Annotated in this window: 19 protein-coding genes and 1 pseudogene; 7 read left to right on the top strand and 13 right to left on the bottom strand. The window is 61.6% G+C overall.

The genetic code is table 11. The annotated features are described in order from the left end of the window. Positions 1-1,313 (bottom strand): annotated as a pseudogene (locus tag N7E02_RS24145) (replication-associated recombination protein A). Further along, positions 1,310-2,713 (bottom strand): DegQ family serine endoprotease, encoded by a 1,404-nt coding sequence (locus tag N7E02_RS24140; RefSeq protein WP_286580119.1) that lies wholly within the window; start codon positions 2,711-2,713, stop codon positions 1,310-1,312. The pseudogene N7E02_RS24145 and the gene N7E02_RS24140 overlap by 4 nt, the downstream one beginning before the upstream one ends. A gap of 128 nt (positions 2,714-2,841) precedes the next feature. On the opposite strand from N7E02_RS24140, the gene N7E02_RS24135 reads away from it, so the two are divergent. Both N7E02_RS24135 and N7E02_RS24130 read left to right on the top strand, forming a co-directional pair. Continuing rightward, positions 2,842-3,216 (top strand): YkvA family protein, encoded by a 375-nt coding sequence (locus N7E02_RS24135; protein WP_286584007.1) that lies wholly within the window; start codon positions 2,842-2,844, stop codon positions 3,214-3,216. 44 nt (positions 3,217-3,260) lie between these two features. Beyond that, on the top strand, positions 3,261-3,626 hold the full coding sequence (locus N7E02_RS24130; protein ID WP_286580117.1) for a lysozyme inhibitor LprI family protein: 366 nt from the start codon (positions 3,261-3,263) through the stop codon (positions 3,624-3,626). A gap of 30 nt (positions 3,627-3,656) precedes the next feature. Here N7E02_RS24130 and N7E02_RS24125 read toward each other — a convergent pair whose 3' ends face one another. From N7E02_RS24125 to ilvD, 3 genes are all read right to left on the bottom strand, one after another. Next, a complete protein-coding gene (locus N7E02_RS24125; protein WP_286580116.1) occupies positions 3,657-3,989 on the bottom strand; it encodes a DUF5615 family PIN-like protein in 333 nt (110 codons plus the stop codon). After that, complete coding sequence (locus tag N7E02_RS24120; RefSeq protein WP_286580114.1) at positions 3,986-4,210, bottom strand: DUF433 domain-containing protein; 225 nt, start codon at positions 4,208-4,210, stop codon at positions 3,986-3,988. Before N7E02_RS24120 ends, N7E02_RS24125 begins: the two co-directional genes overlap by 4 nt. 93 nt (positions 4,211-4,303) lie before the next feature. Further along, a complete protein-coding gene (gene ilvD, locus N7E02_RS24115) occupies positions 4,304-6,139 on the bottom strand; it encodes a dihydroxy-acid dehydratase (protein WP_286580112.1) in 1,836 nt (611 codons plus the stop codon). Between ilvD and N7E02_RS24110 the strand changes: the two genes are divergently transcribed. After that, positions 6,138-6,611: a DUF1902 domain-containing protein gene (locus N7E02_RS24110; protein ID WP_286580111.1), complete on the top strand. Its 474-nt coding sequence runs from the start codon at positions 6,138-6,140 to the stop codon at positions 6,609-6,611. The genes ilvD and N7E02_RS24110 overlap by 2 nt on opposite strands. Positions 6,612-6,613: 2 nt before the next feature. Further along, positions 6,614-6,808: a type II toxin-antitoxin system HicA family toxin gene (locus tag N7E02_RS24105; RefSeq protein WP_286580109.1), complete on the top strand. Its 195-nt coding sequence runs from the start codon at positions 6,614-6,616 to the stop codon at positions 6,806-6,808. Positions 6,809-6,810: 2 nt separating this feature from the next. Here the strand turns inward: N7E02_RS24105 and N7E02_RS24100 are convergent, their stop codons facing one another. Next, entirely contained in the window at positions 6,811-7,233 is a 423-nt protein-coding gene (locus N7E02_RS24100; RefSeq protein ID WP_286580108.1) for a DUF4112 domain-containing protein, read from the bottom strand. A gap of 211 nt (positions 7,234-7,444) precedes the next feature. Here N7E02_RS24100 and msrP point away from each other — a divergent pair, with 211 nt between their 5' ends. Beyond that, positions 7,445-8,389: a protein-methionine-sulfoxide reductase catalytic subunit MsrP gene (msrP, locus tag N7E02_RS24095; protein WP_286580106.1), complete on the top strand. Its 945-nt coding sequence runs from the start codon at positions 7,445-7,447 to the stop codon at positions 8,387-8,389. Positions 8,390-8,391: 2 nt separating this feature from the next. After that, complete coding sequence (msrQ, locus tag N7E02_RS24090) at positions 8,392-9,039, top strand: protein-methionine-sulfoxide reductase heme-binding subunit MsrQ (protein ID WP_286580105.1); 648 nt, start codon at positions 8,392-8,394, stop codon at positions 9,037-9,039. A gap of 4 nt (positions 9,040-9,043) precedes the next feature. Here the strand turns inward: msrQ and N7E02_RS24085 are convergent, their stop codons facing one another. From N7E02_RS24085 to N7E02_RS24065, 5 genes are all read right to left on the bottom strand, one after another. Continuing rightward, complete coding sequence (locus N7E02_RS24085) at positions 9,044-9,424, bottom strand: DUF779 domain-containing protein (protein ID WP_286580104.1); 381 nt, start codon at positions 9,422-9,424, stop codon at positions 9,044-9,046. Between the two features lie 297 nt (positions 9,425-9,721). Further along, positions 9,722-11,230: an aldehyde dehydrogenase gene (gene adh, locus N7E02_RS24080; protein WP_286580103.1), complete on the bottom strand. Its 1,509-nt coding sequence runs from the start codon at positions 11,228-11,230 to the stop codon at positions 9,722-9,724. Between the two features lie 129 nt (positions 11,231-11,359). Then, positions 11,360-12,304 carry a helix-turn-helix domain-containing protein gene (locus tag N7E02_RS24075; protein ID WP_286580101.1) on the bottom strand — a complete coding sequence of 315 codons (945 nt, stop codon included), beginning with the start codon at positions 12,302-12,304 and terminating at the stop codon, positions 11,360-11,362. 246 nt (positions 12,305-12,550) lie between these two features. Beyond that, entirely contained in the window at positions 12,551-13,027 is a 477-nt protein-coding gene (locus N7E02_RS24070) for a DUF1801 domain-containing protein (RefSeq protein ID WP_353622846.1), read from the bottom strand. After that, positions 12,978-13,409, bottom strand: a complete 432-nt coding sequence (locus N7E02_RS24065; protein WP_286580100.1) for a DUF1801 domain-containing protein — start codon at positions 13,407-13,409, stop codon at positions 12,978-12,980. Before N7E02_RS24065 ends, N7E02_RS24070 begins: the two co-directional genes overlap by 50 nt. A 147-nt stretch (positions 13,410-13,556) precedes the next feature. On the opposite strand from N7E02_RS24065, the gene N7E02_RS24060 reads away from it, so the two are divergent. Further along, the gene (locus N7E02_RS24060) at positions 13,557-14,429 is read left to right on the top strand and encodes a DUF817 domain-containing protein (protein ID WP_286580099.1); all 873 of its coding nucleotides are present in this window, start codon (positions 13,557-13,559) and stop codon (positions 14,427-14,429) included. On the opposite strand, the gene N7E02_RS24055 is transcribed toward N7E02_RS24060, so the two are convergent. Both N7E02_RS24055 and rplQ read right to left on the bottom strand, forming a co-directional pair. Continuing rightward, positions 14,401-14,820: a ribosomal maturation YjgA family protein gene (locus tag N7E02_RS24055; RefSeq protein WP_286580098.1), complete on the bottom strand. Its 420-nt coding sequence runs from the start codon at positions 14,818-14,820 to the stop codon at positions 14,401-14,403. The two genes, N7E02_RS24060 and N7E02_RS24055, sit on opposite strands and share 29 nt — an antisense overlap. A 74-nt stretch (positions 14,821-14,894) precedes the next feature. Further along, positions 14,895-15,320 carry a 50S ribosomal protein L17 gene (gene rplQ, locus N7E02_RS24050; RefSeq protein WP_286580097.1) on the bottom strand — a complete coding sequence of 142 codons (426 nt, stop codon included), beginning with the start codon at positions 15,318-15,320 and terminating at the stop codon, positions 14,895-14,897. Between the last annotated feature and the right edge of the window lie 37 nt (positions 15,321-15,357).

Below are 15,357 nucleotides of genomic sequence, written 5' to 3'. Positions count from 1 at the left end.
CTAACTATTGCGCTCCTTGCGCAGCTTCGACCACCAGTCCAGCCGCTTCCTGATCTCCCGCTCGAAACCGCGTTCCGGCGGATCATAGAAGGTCTGGCGTCCCATCTTCTCGGGGAAATAGTCCTGGCCGGAAAACGCGTCGGGCTCGTCGTGGTCGTAGCGATAGCCGTCGCCATACCCCTCGCCCTTCATCAGCTTGGTCGGCGCATTGAGAATGCGCTTGGGCGGCAGAAGCGAGCCGTTTTCCTTGGCGGCGCGGGTCGCTGCCTTGAAGGCGGTATAAACGGCATTGGATTTCGGCGCGGTGGCGAGATAGACGCAGGCATTGGCCAGCGCCAATTCTCCCTCAGGTGAGCCGAGATAATCATAGGCATCCTTTGCGGCGTTGCAGACGACGAGCGCCTGCGGGTCGGCAAGGCCGATATCCTCGACCGCCATGCGCACCAGCCGCCGCCCGAGATAGAGCGGATCCTCGCCGGCATCGAACATACGAGCGAGATAATAGAGCGCCGCATCCGGGTCCGATCCCCGCACCGACTTATGCAGTGCCGAGATGAGATTGTAATGGCCGTCCTGCGCCTTGTCATAGACTGGAGCACGGCGCTGTACGATCTCGGTGAGACCCGTCGTATCGAAGACTTCACCTTCCCTCGCCGCACGCCAGACTTCTTCGGCGAGCGTCAGCACGGCACGACCGTCGCCATCCGCCATGCGAATTAAAGCGGCCCTTGCGTCCCCGTCGAGCGGCAGCGGCTTATCCTCGACCTGTTCGGCGCGTTTGAGGAGCTCTTCCAGGCTTTCCTCGTCATGCGACCGGAAGGTCAGGACACGGGCGCGGGAGAGGAGAGCCGCATTGAGTTCGAAACTGGGGTTTTCCGTCGTGGCACCGACGAGGATGATCGTGCCATCCTCCATGACCGGCAGGAAACTGTCCTGCTGGGCACGGTTGAAGCGATGGATCTCGTCGACGAAGAGCAGCGTCTGGCGCCCGCCCATGCGGCGCAGTTTCGCTGCCTCGAAAACCTTTTGAGATCCGCGACGCCGGAAAAGATCGCCGAAATCTGTTCGAAGGCGAGGCCCGTCTCACCGGACAAGAGCCGCGCCACTGTCGTCTTGCCGGTCCCGGGCGGGCCCCAAAAGATCATCGAGCCGAGCGTGCCCGATGCGATCATGCGGCGAAGCGCTCCATCCTCCCCGGTCAGATGCGGCTGGCCGGAGACTTCGCCAAGCGAGGTCGGCCGAAGCCGATCCGCCAGAGGTCTCCGGCTGGCGACATTGTCAGGGACGCGGGGAGAAAAGAGATCGCTGCTCATCGGAAGAATTGCCGGATACGTTGACCGTTGCGTTCGATTTCCACGCGCCAGAAGCCCGGGTCCTCGTCCATCATGCCTTCCATCGTCTTGGTCGTATTCACCGGGCTGCCATTGATGGCGACGATAATGTCATTGGGCTGGAAACCGAGACGGGCCGATGGCGAACCGCGCGAGACATCGGTGACAATGACGCCACTCTTTTCAGCCGGCACGCGCAGTTCGGTTGCAAGCTTCGGGGAGAGATTGGCGACACGAAGGCCGGCGAAGGGATTGCGGCCCTCGATCAGCCGCTCGTCGCGCGGCGTTGTTTCGGGCGCGGTGTTGAGCGCCAAGGTGAGCTCGCGGGCGCCATCGGCGGTCTGGACCGTCAGGTCCGCCTGCTTGCCGAGGCCGGCCGTGGTCAGGCGGTAACCGAGGGCGTCGGGATGTTCGACGGGAATGCCGTTGACTGCCGTGATGACCTCGCCGGGCTTGAGGCCCGCCTTGTCGGCCGGGCCGCCCTCGACGGTACGCACGACCAGCGCGCCACGGGCGGCCTTCAGGCCGAGCGCCTCGGCGACATCGGAGGTGACGGGCTCGAAGGTCGCTCCGACGAAGGGACGCTCGAACGTGGTCTTGCCTTCGGCAGCGGCGGCCAGGAAGACCTTGACGAGGTTCGCCGGGATGGCGAAGCCGACGCCATTCGATCCGCCGCCGCGGGAAAAGATCGCGGTGTTGATGCCGATCAGCTCGCCATTCATGTTCATCAGCGCGCCACCGGAATTGCCGGGATTGATCGACGCATCGGTCTGGATGAAGAAGCCGAAGTCGCCGCTATTGACCTGGTTGCGGGCGAGCGCCGAGACGATGCCGCTCGTCACCGTCTGGCCGACGCCGAAGGGGTTGCCGATGGCAAGCACGAGGTCGCCCACCTCGGTGCGGTCGGAATCGCCGATCGCCAGAACCGGAAAATCCTCCTTGCTCTTGATGCGCAGGACGGCGAGATCGACCGTCTCGTCCTTCAGCACCAGTTCGCAGGGGAATTCGCGGCCATCGGCCAGCGCGATCTTGATGTCGTCGGCGCCGTTGATGACATGGTTGTTGGTGACGACGAGGCCCTCATGAGAGAGGATCACGCCGGACCCGAGGGACGACTGCTTTTCCGAACGGTTCGGCATGCGCTGGCCGAAGAACTGGTCGAAGAAGGGGTCGCCGGTGAACATGCTCGGCCGCTGCACGACGCGTTCGGCATAGACGTTGACCACGGCACCGGCGGTCTGCTTGACCAGCGGCGAGAAGGAGAGCTGCATTTCCTGGCGGCTCTGTGGGACCGTCTTGGTATCCTGGGCATAGGTGGTAGCGGGACAAATCACCGCCAGAGCAAAAAGACCGACCGACACGTGTCTGAGCAGGCTGAACATTCGATTCCTCATGATAGAATTCCAAATGGCGTTTTAGCGCCGCAGGCTGGAAAATAAAGATGGCCGAAACCAGACGAATAGGCCTCCCGCTCGTCTATATGGGCATCAGACACGGGTTGGGAAAGAATATGCTCGAAAAGGCAAAGAGATGGGCGAAATCGCTGAAGCGGGATATCGTGGCGTTGTGGATCGCGGCCAGAGATCCGCGCGTGCCGCTCACCGCCAAGATCGCGGCGGGCGCCGTTGCCGCCTATGCCCTGTCGCCCGTCGATCTCATTCCCGACTTCATCCCGATCCTCGGCTATCTCGATGACCTCCTGCTCGTACCGCTCGGCATCATGTTGGCGATCAAGCTCGTGCCCGGTCCGCTGATGGCCGAGTTTCGGATCGCGGCCGAACAGCGTTCCGGTCGCCCCGTCAGCCGGGCCGGTCTCGCCGTGATCCTTGCCATCTGGCTCGTCTGCATCATCTTCGTCATCTGGAGCCTTGAGGACACGTCCTAACCACGTTCTCCCCGGCTCCTTGCAAGGCATCAGGAGTACAGGCCATGACATCGAAACGCGCCGCCATTCTGCTTCTCGCAGGCTTAACCCCCGCCCTTCTCTCGACCGCAATCGTGACGCCCGCGGCAGCGGCGAGCTTCGATTGCGAGCGCACCGACCTGGCGCCCGACGAGAAGGTGATCTGCGACACGCGGGTTCTCAACGATGCCGATGTGAAGATGGTCACCACGTTCGACATCCTGACCAGCCTGCTCGCCATGGGCAATCGCGACAAGCTGCGCGAGGAACAGAGCGCCTGGCTGAAGAAACGCCAGGCCTGCGGCGGCGATGCGGCGTGCCTGACGGGGGCGTATGAGGAGCGGATGAAGCAGCTCAACGAGGCATATGAGGGGCTGAGCCGGCCATTGTAAGATCGGCAGCCGTGCACATATGCCATCCCTTCAGATGACCTCGACGATCGTCTCGCCGCGTTCCAACGCGGCGACGATATCGTCGAGAGCTTTCTCGAACCACTGCAAGAGGTCGCTTCGGCGGGAATTCGGTAGGCGCACCCAAACGATCGTTGGGCCGTCTTTCGTCAAGGCTCTTCGCTGGGCGAAATCCTCATCCTTGGTGATGATAACCGCGTCCCTTTGGACCGCGAAGTCCCATATCTCGCGATCAGCCGCAGATTGAAGATTGAAATCGACGACATGGCCGGCTTCATGGCCCTGATCGACCAGCCAGCGGGCAAGAGCAGGTGGCAATTGTGCGTCCACCAGGAAGCGCATCATGCCACGCGCAGAACGGTATGGTCGCTCTGGCGTGCTGCATATTCAAGCGCCGCGCGGATATCAGCCGGTTCGAGTGTCGGATAATCCTCCAGGATTTCCTCATGGCTTGCACCAGCGGCCAAAAGCTCCAGAATGTCCTTCACGCGGATACGCATGCCGCGGATCGTCGGACGACCGGAAGAGACATGCGGATCGAATGTGATGCGATGAAGCTCGGACATGGTCATCCTCGGAGATGCTGCTGGCGTAGAATAACACAAAGCCCCGCCAGGGGAACCGGGCGAGGCTTTGATAGAGTTCGATGATGGCAAGCCTTACTCCGGCAAGATCCGAACCGCGCCCTTGTCGGCAGACGCCGCGAACGCGGCATAGGCCTTGAGTGCCGTCGTGACGTTGCGCTTGCGGGGCGCGGCCGGCTTCCAGCCGAGGGCCTCCTGCTCGTGGCGGCGGGCGGCGAGTTCCGAGTCGGTCACCTTGAGGTGGATCGTGCGGTTCGGGATATCGATCTCGATCAGGTCGCCTTCCTGGACGAGACCGATGGCGCCGCCCTGGGCTGCTTCCGGCGAGGCGTGGCCAATCGACAGGCCCGAAGTGCCGCCCGAGAAGCGGCCGTCGGTGATGAGCGCGCAGGCCTTTCCGAGGCCCTTGGACTTCAGGTAGCTGGTCGGATAGAGCATTTCCTGCATGCCCGGGCCGCCCTTCGGACCCTCATAACGGATGACGACGACGTCGCCGGCCTTCACCTCGTTGGAAAGGATCGCTTTGACCGAAGCGTCCTGGCTTTCGAAGACGCGGGCGGGACCCGTGAATTTGAGGATCGATTCATCGACGCCGGCGGTCTTCACGATGCAGCCGTCGAGCGCGATGTTGCCGTAGAGCACAGCCAGACCGCCATCCTTGGAGAAGGGCTTTTCGACCGAGCGGATGACGCCCTTTTCCGAATCCGTATCGAGCTCTTCCCAGCGCGAGGACTGCGAAAACGCAACCTGCGTTGGTACGCCACCGGGAGCGGCCTTGAAGAAGGTGCGGACGGTTTCGGAATTGGTGCGGGTGATATCCCAGCGGTCGATGGCATCGCCGAGCGTCGCTTCATGAACGGTATAGCAATCGCGGTTGATCAGGCCGCCGCGATCGAGTTCGCCAAGGATGCGCATGATGCCGCCGGCGCGGTGGACGTCTTCCATATGGACGTCCTGCTTGGCGGGCGCGACCTTGGACAGGCAGGGAACCTTGCGCGACAGTGCGTCGATGTCTTCCATCGAGAAATCGACGCCGCCTTCATAGGCAGCGGCCAGGATGTGCAAGACCGTGTTGGTGGAGCCGCCCATGGCGATATCGAGCGACATGGCGTTTTCGAAGGCCTGCTTGGTCGCGATGTTGCGCGGGAGAACTGTCATGTCTTCCTGCTCGTAATGACGACGAGCCAGATCGACGATCAGGTGGCCGGCCTCGACGAACAGGCGCTTGCGATCCGAATGGGTGGCAAGCGTCGAGCCGTTGCCCGGCAGCGACAGGCCGAGCGCCTCGGTCAGGCAGTTCATCGAATTGGCGGTGAACATGCCGGAGCAGGAGCCGCAGGTGGGACAGGCTGAACGCTCGATCGTCTCGACTTCCTCGTCCGTGTAGCTTTCGTCGGCAGCGGCAACCATGGCGTCGACCAGGTCGAGCGCGACCTTCTTGCCGTGGACGGTTGCCTTGCCGGCTTCCATCGGGCCGCCGGACACGAAGACGGCCGGAATGTTGAGGCGCATCGCTGCGTTAAGCATCCCAGGGGTGATCTTGTCACAGTTGGAGATGCAGACCATGGCATCGGCGCAGTGCGCGTTGACCATGTATTCGACCGAGTCGGCGATGATCTCACGCGACGGCAGCGAATAGAGCATGCCGTCATGGCCCATGGCGATGCCATCATCGACCGCGATCGTGTTGAATTCCTTGGCGACGCCGCCGGCCGCCTCGATCTCGCGGGCGACGAGCTGGCCGAGATCCTTCAGGTGGACGTGGCCGGGCACGAACTGGGTGAAGGAGTTGACCACCGCGATGATCGGCTTGCCGAAATCGCCGTCCTTCATGCCGGTGGCGCGCCAAAGGCCGCGCGCGCCGGCCATGTTACGGCCGTGGGTCGTGGTTCTCGAACGATAGACGGGCATGGGTATTTCCTCGCACACATATCAGGCCGGCATTCTATCTCTTTCAAGACAGAGGCGCAAAAAGCCTATTTTTGGAACTGTCCTAAACCAAGTGCCGAATGCTGTCACTGCCGGTTCCCGCAAAAACAGTACGGTACGGTACGGTTCGCATCAAGCCAATACCGACAAATTGTCTGATCACGTTGATCTGGATATAGTCAGGCAGGCTCACAAGGAGAACCGCATGGCACCGGTACTGTCGATAGTCGTCCATGCCACATGGGATGACGAAGCTTCCGTATGGGTGGCGATCAGCAACGATATTGATGGCCTAACCGTAGAAGCAGAAACGATGGAATCGCTGGAGCCCAAGGTAAAAGCTGCATTGGGTGACCTGATCGAGTTGAATGGCATTACCTCGCCTCTTCCGGAAATCCCCTTTTACATCGTATCCGAACAACTTTCCCGCGTTCCAAATCCCCATGCTGCCTGACGATGGCGAGCTATCTGCGGCAGCTAAAGGAAATTCCGGAAGACGCCGGCTGCTCGTTTCATCGCCCGGGCAAGGGTGACCATGAGATCTGGTACAGCCCGATCACCCAGCGACATTTCACCGTCGAACACGGCATCAAATCGCGGCATACCGCGAATGCGACCCTGAAGCAGGCCGGCCTTCCGAAAGCCTTCTGAAGTCAGCGTGCCTGCCTCAACTCCTCAGCCCTCACATCGAAATGCTGGAGGATGATGTCGAGGTTGCGGCGGTGGGACTTGAAGAACAGGTCGAAGAGGTCGCCGGCCACCGGAATGCTGCCGACCACACCATCGGCTGCGATATTGCCGAGCATCTGGACGAGCTTGTTTGCCGGCACGCCCATGCGGCGGGCTTCGTTGACGATGTAGAGGCCGACCAGCGCGCCGCCGGCATCGCCGACGACCGGGATCAGGCCGAAGATCGAGTCCGCGCCGAAGCGGAGGCCGGTGCCGGGAATGCGGATGGCGGTATCCATCAGGCGAGCGATGCCGTGCAGACGGCGCAGGCGCCTAAGCTTCTCGATATGATCGAGGTCATCCTTGATGAAACGTTCGCTGGCGGCATCCCATGTTTTCGTCGCCATTTCGATCTCCCATGCGGCCAGTTCGTCAATGAAGGCCGTGCATGCGATAAATGAGAATTGAAGCCGCGCGTTCCAAGAGGCGGATGCAAAAACCGTTCGGCACGTTTCACGCAAACGTGGCTTTCGACAATATTTGCATGGCTGTGAAACCGCAGGCTTTGGGATTACGTATAAGCATATGCAAAGGCACGTCGCCTGAGGAGAGCTCGTCATGCCCGCTTACCGTCCGCCGCATATCGCGACCTCGGAAATCACGCCCAGGAACATCTATCTGTCGCGCCGCAACTTCATCGGCGCCGCGGCCGCCGCTGGCCTCGGCCTCACCTTCGGCAGCGATGCGCTGGCGGCTCCTTTGGCCGCGGTGCCGGGCCCCTACAAGCTGAACGAGAAGCTGACGCCGAAAGAAGCGATCACGACCTACAACAATTTCTACGAATTCGGTGTCGGCAAGGAAGATCCGTCGCAGAATTCCGGCGCCTTCAAGCCGACGCCATGGTCGGTGAAGGTTGAAGGGCTGGTCGGCAAGCCGAAGGAATTCGGTCTCGACGAGATCATGAAGATGAAGCTCGAGGAGCGCACCTACCGGATGCGCTGCGTCGAGGGCTGGTCGATGGTGATCCCGTGGATCGGCTTCCCGTTGTCGGCCATTCTCGATCAGGTCGATCCGCTGGGCAGCGCCAAATATGTGGCCTTCGAGACGGTCGTGCGGCCGGAGGAAATGCCGGGTCAAGGCGGCCTCTTCCAGGCCCTGCCCTGGCCCTATGTCGAAGGCCTTCGTATGGACGAGGCGCGGCATCCGCTGACCATCCTCGTCGTCGGGCTCTACGGCGAAACGCTGCCGAACCAGAACGGCGCGCCGATCCGCCTCGTCGTTCCCTGGAAATACGGGTTCAAGGGCATCAAGTCGATCGTCAAGATCAAGCTGGTAGAAGAACAGCCGCAGACGACCTGGAAGAATTCCAACGCGCGGGAATACGGCTTCTATTCCAACGTCAACCCGGCGGTCGACCACCCGCGCTGGAGCCAGGCAACCGAGCAGCGGATCGGCGAAGGCGGGTTCTTCGGCACCAAGCGCGTCGATACGCTGCCGTTCAACGGCTATGCGGACGAGGTGGCGAGCCTTTATGCCGGCATGGATCTGAAGAAGAACTATTGAGCATGGCGCTTCTCCCCACCCTGCCCCGCAAATATCACGCGGCCAGCATCTGGGCTCTCTATGTCGTCGGCCTCTGTCCGGCGGCCTGGTATTTCTATCAGGCCGCAACCGGCGGGCTCGGCTTCAATCCGGTCAAGACATTCGAGCATCTTCTGGGAATCTGGGCGCTGCGGCTGATCATCGCGACGCTGGCGATCACGCCGCTGCGCGATCTCTTCGGCATCAACTGGGTGCGATACCGGCGGGCGCTCGGTCTGCTCGCATTCTATTATGTGGCGATGCATTTTTCGGTCTATCTACTGCTAGACCTGCAACTCAACTTCGGCGCGGTCGGCGGCGACATCGCTCGCAGGCCGTATATCACCATCGGCTTTGCGGCCCTTCTCTGCCTTATTCCCCTTGCGGTGACATCCAACAACTGGTCGATCCGCAAGCTAGGTCAGGGATGGGTGAAGCTGCACAAGCTCATCTACCTGATCGCGGTCGCCGGCGCGTTCCATTACGTGCTCGCCGTCAAGTCGGTAACGGCAGGACCGTTTATCCATGTCGCTCTGATCGCGGTTCTCGTCGCCTATCGCTTCGTGCGCCGGCCGATCCTGAACTGGAAGCGGTCGCGCAACGGGCAGCCGATTCGGGCTGCCGGCCGATAGGCTGTCAGGCGGCGCCCGGTATGGCGCAGGCCTCGCCGCCGCCGAAGAGGCGCGAACGCGTGAGGAAGCGTTTTTCCCGCCCGTTGTCGAGCGAGAACATGCCGCCCCTGCCCGGCACGACATCGATGATGAGCTGGGTGTGTTTCCAGGCCTCGAACTGGCTGCCGCTGATATAGACCGGCACGCCGCCGATTTCGCCGAGCCTGACATCCTGGTCGCCGACGATGAAGTCATCCGCCGGATAGCACATCGGCGACGAGCCGTCGCAACAGCCGCCGGACTGGTGGAACAGGATTTCGGGATAGTCCTGCCTGATTTCGGCGATGAGTTCGAGCGCGGCATCGGTAGCGGTGACGCGCGGTTCGCCGTTGATGGTGAGGTCCATGGTGTTCCTTTCTGGATGACGAGAGCAAGGAGGTTGCCCCTCATCCGGCTGCCGCCACCTTCTCCCCGTTCTGACGGGGAGAAGGAACCGTGTCGTGAGGTTGCCGTCCCTCACCAGCGTCAAAGCGAGATAGTCCTCTCGTTTCGCGCGCGGTTGCCGGCGATCGAGCCCGGAATTCGTCCTGCCGTGGCGAAAATGGTGACTTCGAGAACCGGAGCGGAGTGGACTTGACGTCCATGAGCACCGGAAGCGCAGAAGGCGCCATTGCAGCCCGGCAGGGCGAATTCAGGCCGATCGTCAGAAGAAGCCGAGCTTCTTCGGGCTGTAGCTGACCAGCATGTTCTTGGTCTGCTGGTAGTGGTCGAGCATCATCTTGTGCGTCTCGCGGCCGATGCCGGACTGCTTGTAGCCGCCGAAGGCCGCATGGGCCGGATAGGCATGGTAGCAATTGGTCCAGACGCGGCCGGCCTGGATTTCGCGGCCGAAGCGATAGGCACGGTTGCCGTCGCGGGTCCAGACACCGGCGCCGAGGCCGTAGAGCGTGTCGTTGGCGATCGACAGCGCTTCGTCCTCGTCCTTGAAGGTCGTGACCGAGACGACAGGCCCGAAGATCTCTTCCTGGAACACACGCATCTTGTTGTGGCCCTTGAAGATCGTCGGCTGGATGTAATAGCCCTCGGAAAGCTCGCCGCCGAGATCGTTGCGGGCGCCACCGGTCAGCACTTCCGCGCCTTCCTGCTTGCCGATATCGAGGTAGGCGAGGATCTTTTCCATCTGCTCGGTGGAGGCCTGGGCGCCGATCATCGTTTCGGCATCGAGCGGATTGCCCTGCTTGATGGCCTTCACGCGCTTGACGGCGCGCTCCATGAAGCGGTCATAGATCGATTCATGCACCAGCGCGCGGCTCGGGCATGTGCAGACCTCGCCCTGGTTCAGCGCGAACATGGCGAAGCCTTCGAGTGCCTTGTCGAAGAAGTCGTCGTCTTCATTGGCGACGTCGGCGAAGAAGATGTTGGGCGACTTGCCGCCGAGTTCCAGTGTAACCGGAATGAGGTTCTGGCTGGCATATTGCATAATCAGCCGGCCGGTCGTCGTCTCACCGGTAAAGGCGATCTTGGCGATGCGGTTCGAAGAGGCGAGCGGCTTGCCGGCTTCGAGGCCGAAACCGTTGACGATGTTCAGGACGCCCGGCGGCAGAAGGTCGCCGATGATCTCGGCCCAGACGAGCAGCGATGCAGGTGTCTGTTCGGCCGGCTTGATGACGACGCAATTGCCGGCGGCGAGTGCCGGGGCAAGCTTCCAGGCGGCCATCAGGATCGGGAAGTTCCAGGGAATGATCTGACCGACGACACCGAGCGGTTCATGGAAGTGATAGGCGACCGTATCGTTGTCGATCTCGCCGATCGACCCTTCCTGGGCGCGGATGCAGGAGGCGAAGTAGCGGAAATGGTCGATGGCCAAGGGAATGTCGGCAGCCATCGTCTCGCGGATCGGCTTGCCGTTGTCCCAGGTTTCGGCCTGGGCGAGCACTTCCAGCTTGTCCTCCATGCGCTGGGCGATCTTCATCAGGATGTTGGAGCGCTCGGCGGGTGCGGTGCGGCCCCATTTGTCCTTGGCGGCATGTGCGGCATCGAGCGCGGCGTTGATATCTTTTTCATCCGAGCGCGGAATTTCGCAGATCTTGCCGCCGGTGACCGGGGTGATGTTGTCGAAATATTTTCCGCCGATCGGCTCCCGCCATTCGCCGCCGATATAGTTGCCGTATTTCAGCTTGAACGGCGACTCGACGATTTTCTGGTGCAGCATGTCATCCTCCTTGATGAGCAGGTTCGAGCGAACCCGATGGGAGAAATCTGATCATATCGTAGGCCGAAAACAGGGTCGCTCAGCCATACCGCGGCGCACTGTGTCGCAAGTCTGCGACACATCCCGTCTTCAATGGAGGCCGAAGCGCTTCATCTTGCGGTGGAGCGTGGAACGACTGACGCCGAGCGCCACGGCCGCCTGAGAAACGTTGCCGCTGGTGCGCGACAGGACGCGCAAGAGCATCGCCCTTTCGGCTTCATCGAGCGACGCCTCGCTCTTTTCATTCAGCAGATCGGAGGCCGGAATGCCGGCCTCGATCCGCTGATCGTCGAGCTTCAGCGCCATCCGGGCCGCCCGCGTAGCACCAAGCACCATATCGTTGCGATCGACCGCCAGGAGACCGATCGTGGAGACCGCGTCATTCGGCACCATGACGAAACGGGCGCCGGCAAAGGCACTGCGGAAGAGATTGAATTCGATGCGGCCCGCTGCCTCACGCACCGTCTGGGCGAGGATGGCGACGATGCCGTCCGTCGCGTCATCCCGGCAGGTCGACACGTCGAGGGCGCCGACAAGCCGGCCGCGATGGTCGCGGATCGGGGCGGTGGTGCAGCTCAGGTTGATATTGGAGGAGAAGAAATGCTGGTCGCGGATGATCGAGATAGCCCGGTCTTCGGCGAGCGCGGTACCGACTCCGTTTGTGCCGATGCTCGCCTCGGTCCAGACTGCGCCGGTCCACAGGCCGAGATCGTGAAAATCCTTGTCGTCGCCGGCGGTGCCGCGACGGTCGAGCGCAATGCCTTCGCGATCGGTCATCAGGATGCAGCATCCTGCGCGGCCGGCGATGAGAAAGAGGCGATCGAGTTCCTCCGCCGCATGGGCGACCAGCGCCCCGGATCGCTCGCGGGCGCGACGAAGCTCGTCTTCCGTCAGCCGCACCGGCAGGCGCCGCTCCTCCGGCGCCAGATGGTGCATCGTCATGCAGCGTCGCCAGGAAGCGACGACCGCGGAACTCGCCACGGCAGACTGCGCCGAAGCATAGACCTGGTCGGCGTGGGATACATGCTCGTGCATCGGGCTCCTCCAACCAAATGCCATTGGTGAAGTGTCGCTAAAAAGTGGAGGATGGCAATGAGGAAGTGGGGGTCGACGTCCAATCTCCCCCATTGTGGGGGAGATGTCACGAAGTGACAGAGGGGGTGGTGCGGCGAACTCAACTGACGAGGAGTATGTGGATCTACCCCCTCTGCCCTGCCGGGCATCTCCCCCACAAGGGGGAGATCGGCTAGAGGCGCCGGTCCGCCACCCTAAAGCCCCGTCCTACTGCCTCCGCTTCTTCGGCATGCTCTTCGCGAGATTAAGCTCAGCAGCCCTCCGCACCAATGTCACAAAGGCCTCCTCGTCGATCCGATCGCCCTGTTTCAAATCAATCGCCCGGCGGACATTGCCGTCGAGGCTGGCGTTGAAGAGGCCGGCCGGATCCTCGATCGAGGCTCCCTTCGCGAATGTGAGCTTGACCACGGCCTTGTAGGTCTCGCCGGTGCAGAGGATGCCGTTCTTCTCCCAGACGGGCACGCCGCGCCATTTCCATTCCTCGATGATATCCGGGATCGCCTGTTTGATCAGGGCGCGGACATGGGCGAGCATGGCGCCACGCCAGTCGCCTAGATCGGCAATGCGCTGGTCGATCAGCTCGGAGGGTTCTTGTCTGGGGTGGAAGTGTGTTCCGCCATCGCGCCGCCCGCCGTCAAAGCTTTTCGCCGGGCAGCAGGCTCGCCTGCCGGATCCAGCTCTCAAGTTGCGCTTCGTTCCAGGCATCGTTCTCGTGGATGTGGAAATAGCGGGCTTCGGCGCTCTTCGAGGTCTCCGGCGGGACCGGATCAAGCGAGGTGCCGCGGAAGAAGGCGAGTTTCACGTATTTGGTGAAGCAATGGAAACTGAGGAACCAGCCCTGCCCCTCAATGCCATAGAAGGGCGAGTTCCACTTCACCGCCTTTGCCACATCCGGCACGGTGCGGGTGACGAGCTCATCGATCTTCTGCCCGACCTCGCGCTTCCAACCGGGCATCGCAGCGATATAGGCCTGGACCGGCTCGTCGCCATGGCCCTTGGCGATCTGCGGATTACCGCCCGAAAGCAGGTTTGGTTCGGCTTTTTCGGCGATCGTTTTTCGGGACATGGTGCACGCTCCTCCTGCTGACCAGTGCCCCCATCATAGCGCGAGCGGTCAGGGCGTCCATTCCTTGCCGAAACAAGGAAGGCTCGTCGTTCGCCTTGACTTCTCCCGATTCGAAGGTTCCATTCCGGGCGTCAACGGGATGAAGAGATGAGCACGGACACGACAGTACAGAGCGGCCGCCTTTCGTTTCTCGACTTCTATCTCTGCGATCTGTGCCCCTGGGGCGAGCTGCGGGGCTTCGCGCGCTTCATTGTCGAGTTTCTATATTTCGGCTTCAAGGAAGCGCGCGCCTGCCTATTTGCCGGCCTCTTCTTCGTCTCGATCTTCCTCGTGCCGAAGGCCGGGCTGTTCGGCCTGCCCCGCTACGATGTCCTGCTGGTCATCGCGCTCGCGATCCAATTCTTCATGATCTGGAGCAGGCTGGAGACCTGGGACGAGGCCAAGTCAATCGGGCTGTTCCATATCGTCGGTTTTGCACTGGAAGTGTTCAAAACGTCCGGAGCCATTGGTTCATGGTCCTATCCGGATTTCGCCTATACGAAGCTTTTCGGCGTGCCGCTATTTTCCGGCTTCATGTATGCCGCCGTCGGCAGTTACATCATCCAGGCCTGGCGGCTGTTCGACCTGCGCATACACCACCATCCGAGCTACTGGATGGCGACGCTGATCGCGATCGCAATCTACGCCAACTTCTTCACCCATCACTTCATCGGCGACTATCGCTGGTATATCGCAGCCTGCGCGATCGGCCTCTATGCCCGCACGACCGTGACGTTTCGGCCCTATGACCACGACCGCAAGATGCCGCTGCTTCTCGCCTTCGTGCTGATCGGCTTCTTTATCTGGCTCGCAGAGAACATCTCGACCTTCTTCGGCATCTGGTCCTATCCGAACCAGCTCGGGGCCTGGTCAACCGTGCATATTGGCAAATGGAGTTCGTGGTCGCTGCTGGTGATCATGACCTTCACCATCGTCGCCCATCTCAAGCATATCAAGCGGCAGATCCACGTGCCCGAATGAACAGGCGCGCCTCGACGACCGCAGCGCCGGCAATGCCCGTGGCGTAGGCCAGTATATTCCAGAGCGAGAAGACGCGGCCGAGCAAGAGCTTGCCTGCGGTCGTCAGCCGAAAGGCATCCAGTTCAGGCGTATGATAGAGGCGCGAGAACTCGACCGCCGTGGCAATAGCCAAAGCGCTCAAGGCCACAAGGCCGATCCTGGCAGAGCCGGTGAGCATGCCGACGAGCAGAAAAACCATGCTGCCCCAGAGGATGGAGCCACCGTATTTGACCACGGCGAAAGGCAGGCCGATTTCGTAGCCGAAACGGCGAAGCAGGAGACCGACGGCAATCACGGCCAAGGCCGCCAGACCGCGACCGATGCGCTTTGAAAATGTTCCGCTCGCGATCATATGCTCTCCCGGCTCGACGCAAAAAGGCCGGGCGTTTCCACCCGGCCTTTTAAATTTTTCGATCAGAGATCGAATTAAGCGGCTTCGGCAGCTTCTGCTTCAGCAGCAACGCGAGCCTTGTCGGCCTTGCCCTTGGCGTCGACGTCGCGTTCAACGAACTCGATGACAGCCATCGGCGCGTTGTCGCCCTGGCGGAAGCCAGCCTTCATGATACGCAGGTAGCCGCCGTTGCGGGTTGCGTAGCGCGAAGCGATGACGTCGAACAGCTTGCGAACAGCGTCCTGGTCCTGAACCTGCGAGATCGCCTGACGACGAGCGTGCAGATCGCCGCGCTTGCCCAGCGTGACGAGCTTTTCGACGATCGGGCGAATTTCCTTCGCCTTCGGCAGGGTGGTTACGATCTGCTCATGGGTGATGAGCGATGCAGCCATGTTGGTGAACATAGCCTTACGGTGGCTTGCGGTGCGGTTAAGCTTGCGGCCTGCTTTTGCGTGGCGCATGTCTGGTCTCCTTCACTTGCAGGCATTCGCCTGCAGT

This window comes from Terrirhizobium terrae, from assembly GCF_030323265.1.
GTDB lineage: Bacteria > Pseudomonadota > Alphaproteobacteria > Rhizobiales > Rhizobiaceae > Neorhizobium.
The sequence above is the reverse complement of the archived record's forward strand: the minus strand, read 5'-3'. Positions and strand labels throughout refer to the sequence as shown.

Coding starts and splice junctions, on each gene's coding strand:
- N7E02_RS24140 (WP_286580119.1), bottom strand. CDS start 2,713: ATGTTCAGCCTGCTCAGACACGTGTCGGTCGGTCTTTTTGCTCTGGCG.
- N7E02_RS24135 (WP_286584007.1), top strand. CDS start 2,842: ATGCTCGAAAAGGCAAAGAGATGGGCGAAATCGCTGAAGCGGGATATC.
- N7E02_RS24130 (WP_286580117.1), top strand. CDS start 3,261: ATGACATCGAAACGCGCCGCCATTCTGCTTCTCGCAGGCTTAACCCCC.
- N7E02_RS24125 (WP_286580116.1), bottom strand. CDS start 3,989: ATGATGCGCTTCCTGGTGGACGCACAATTGCCACCTGCTCTTGCCCGC.
- N7E02_RS24120 (WP_286580114.1), bottom strand. CDS start 4,210: ATGTCCGAGCTTCATCGCATCACATTCGATCCGCATGTCTCTTCCGGT.
- N7E02_RS24110 (WP_286580111.1), top strand. CDS start 6,138: ATGGGTATTTCCTCGCACACATATCAGGCCGGCATTCTATCTCTTTCA.
- ilvD (WP_286580112.1), bottom strand. CDS start 6,139: ATGCCCGTCTATCGTTCGAGAACCACGACCCACGGCCGTAACATGGCC.
- N7E02_RS24105 (WP_286580109.1), top strand. CDS start 6,614: ATGGCGAGCTATCTGCGGCAGCTAAAGGAAATTCCGGAAGACGCCGGC.
- N7E02_RS24100 (WP_286580108.1), bottom strand. CDS start 7,233: ATGGCGACGAAAACATGGGATGCCGCCAGCGAACGTTTCATCAAGGAT.
- msrP (WP_286580106.1), top strand. CDS start 7,445: ATGCCCGCTTACCGTCCGCCGCATATCGCGACCTCGGAAATCACGCCC.
- msrQ (WP_286580105.1), top strand. CDS start 8,392: ATGGCGCTTCTCCCCACCCTGCCCCGCAAATATCACGCGGCCAGCATC.
- N7E02_RS24085 (WP_286580104.1), bottom strand. CDS start 9,424: ATGGACCTCACCATCAACGGCGAACCGCGCGTCACCGCTACCGATGCC.
- adh (WP_286580103.1), bottom strand. CDS start 11,230: ATGCTGCACCAGAAAATCGTCGAGTCGCCGTTCAAGCTGAAATACGGC.
- N7E02_RS24075 (WP_286580101.1), bottom strand. CDS start 12,304: ATGCACGAGCATGTATCCCACGCCGACCAGGTCTATGCTTCGGCGCAG.
- N7E02_RS24065 (WP_286580100.1), bottom strand. CDS start 13,409: ATGTCCCGAAAAACGATCGCCGAAAAAGCCGAACCAAACCTGCTTTCG.
- N7E02_RS24060 (WP_286580099.1), top strand. CDS start 13,557: ATGAGCACGGACACGACAGTACAGAGCGGCCGCCTTTCGTTTCTCGAC.
- N7E02_RS24055 (WP_286580098.1), bottom strand. CDS start 14,820: ATGATCGCGAGCGGAACATTTTCAAAGCGCATCGGTCGCGGTCTGGCG.
- rplQ (WP_286580097.1), bottom strand. CDS start 15,320: ATGCGCCACGCAAAAGCAGGCCGCAAGCTTAACCGCACCGCAAGCCAC.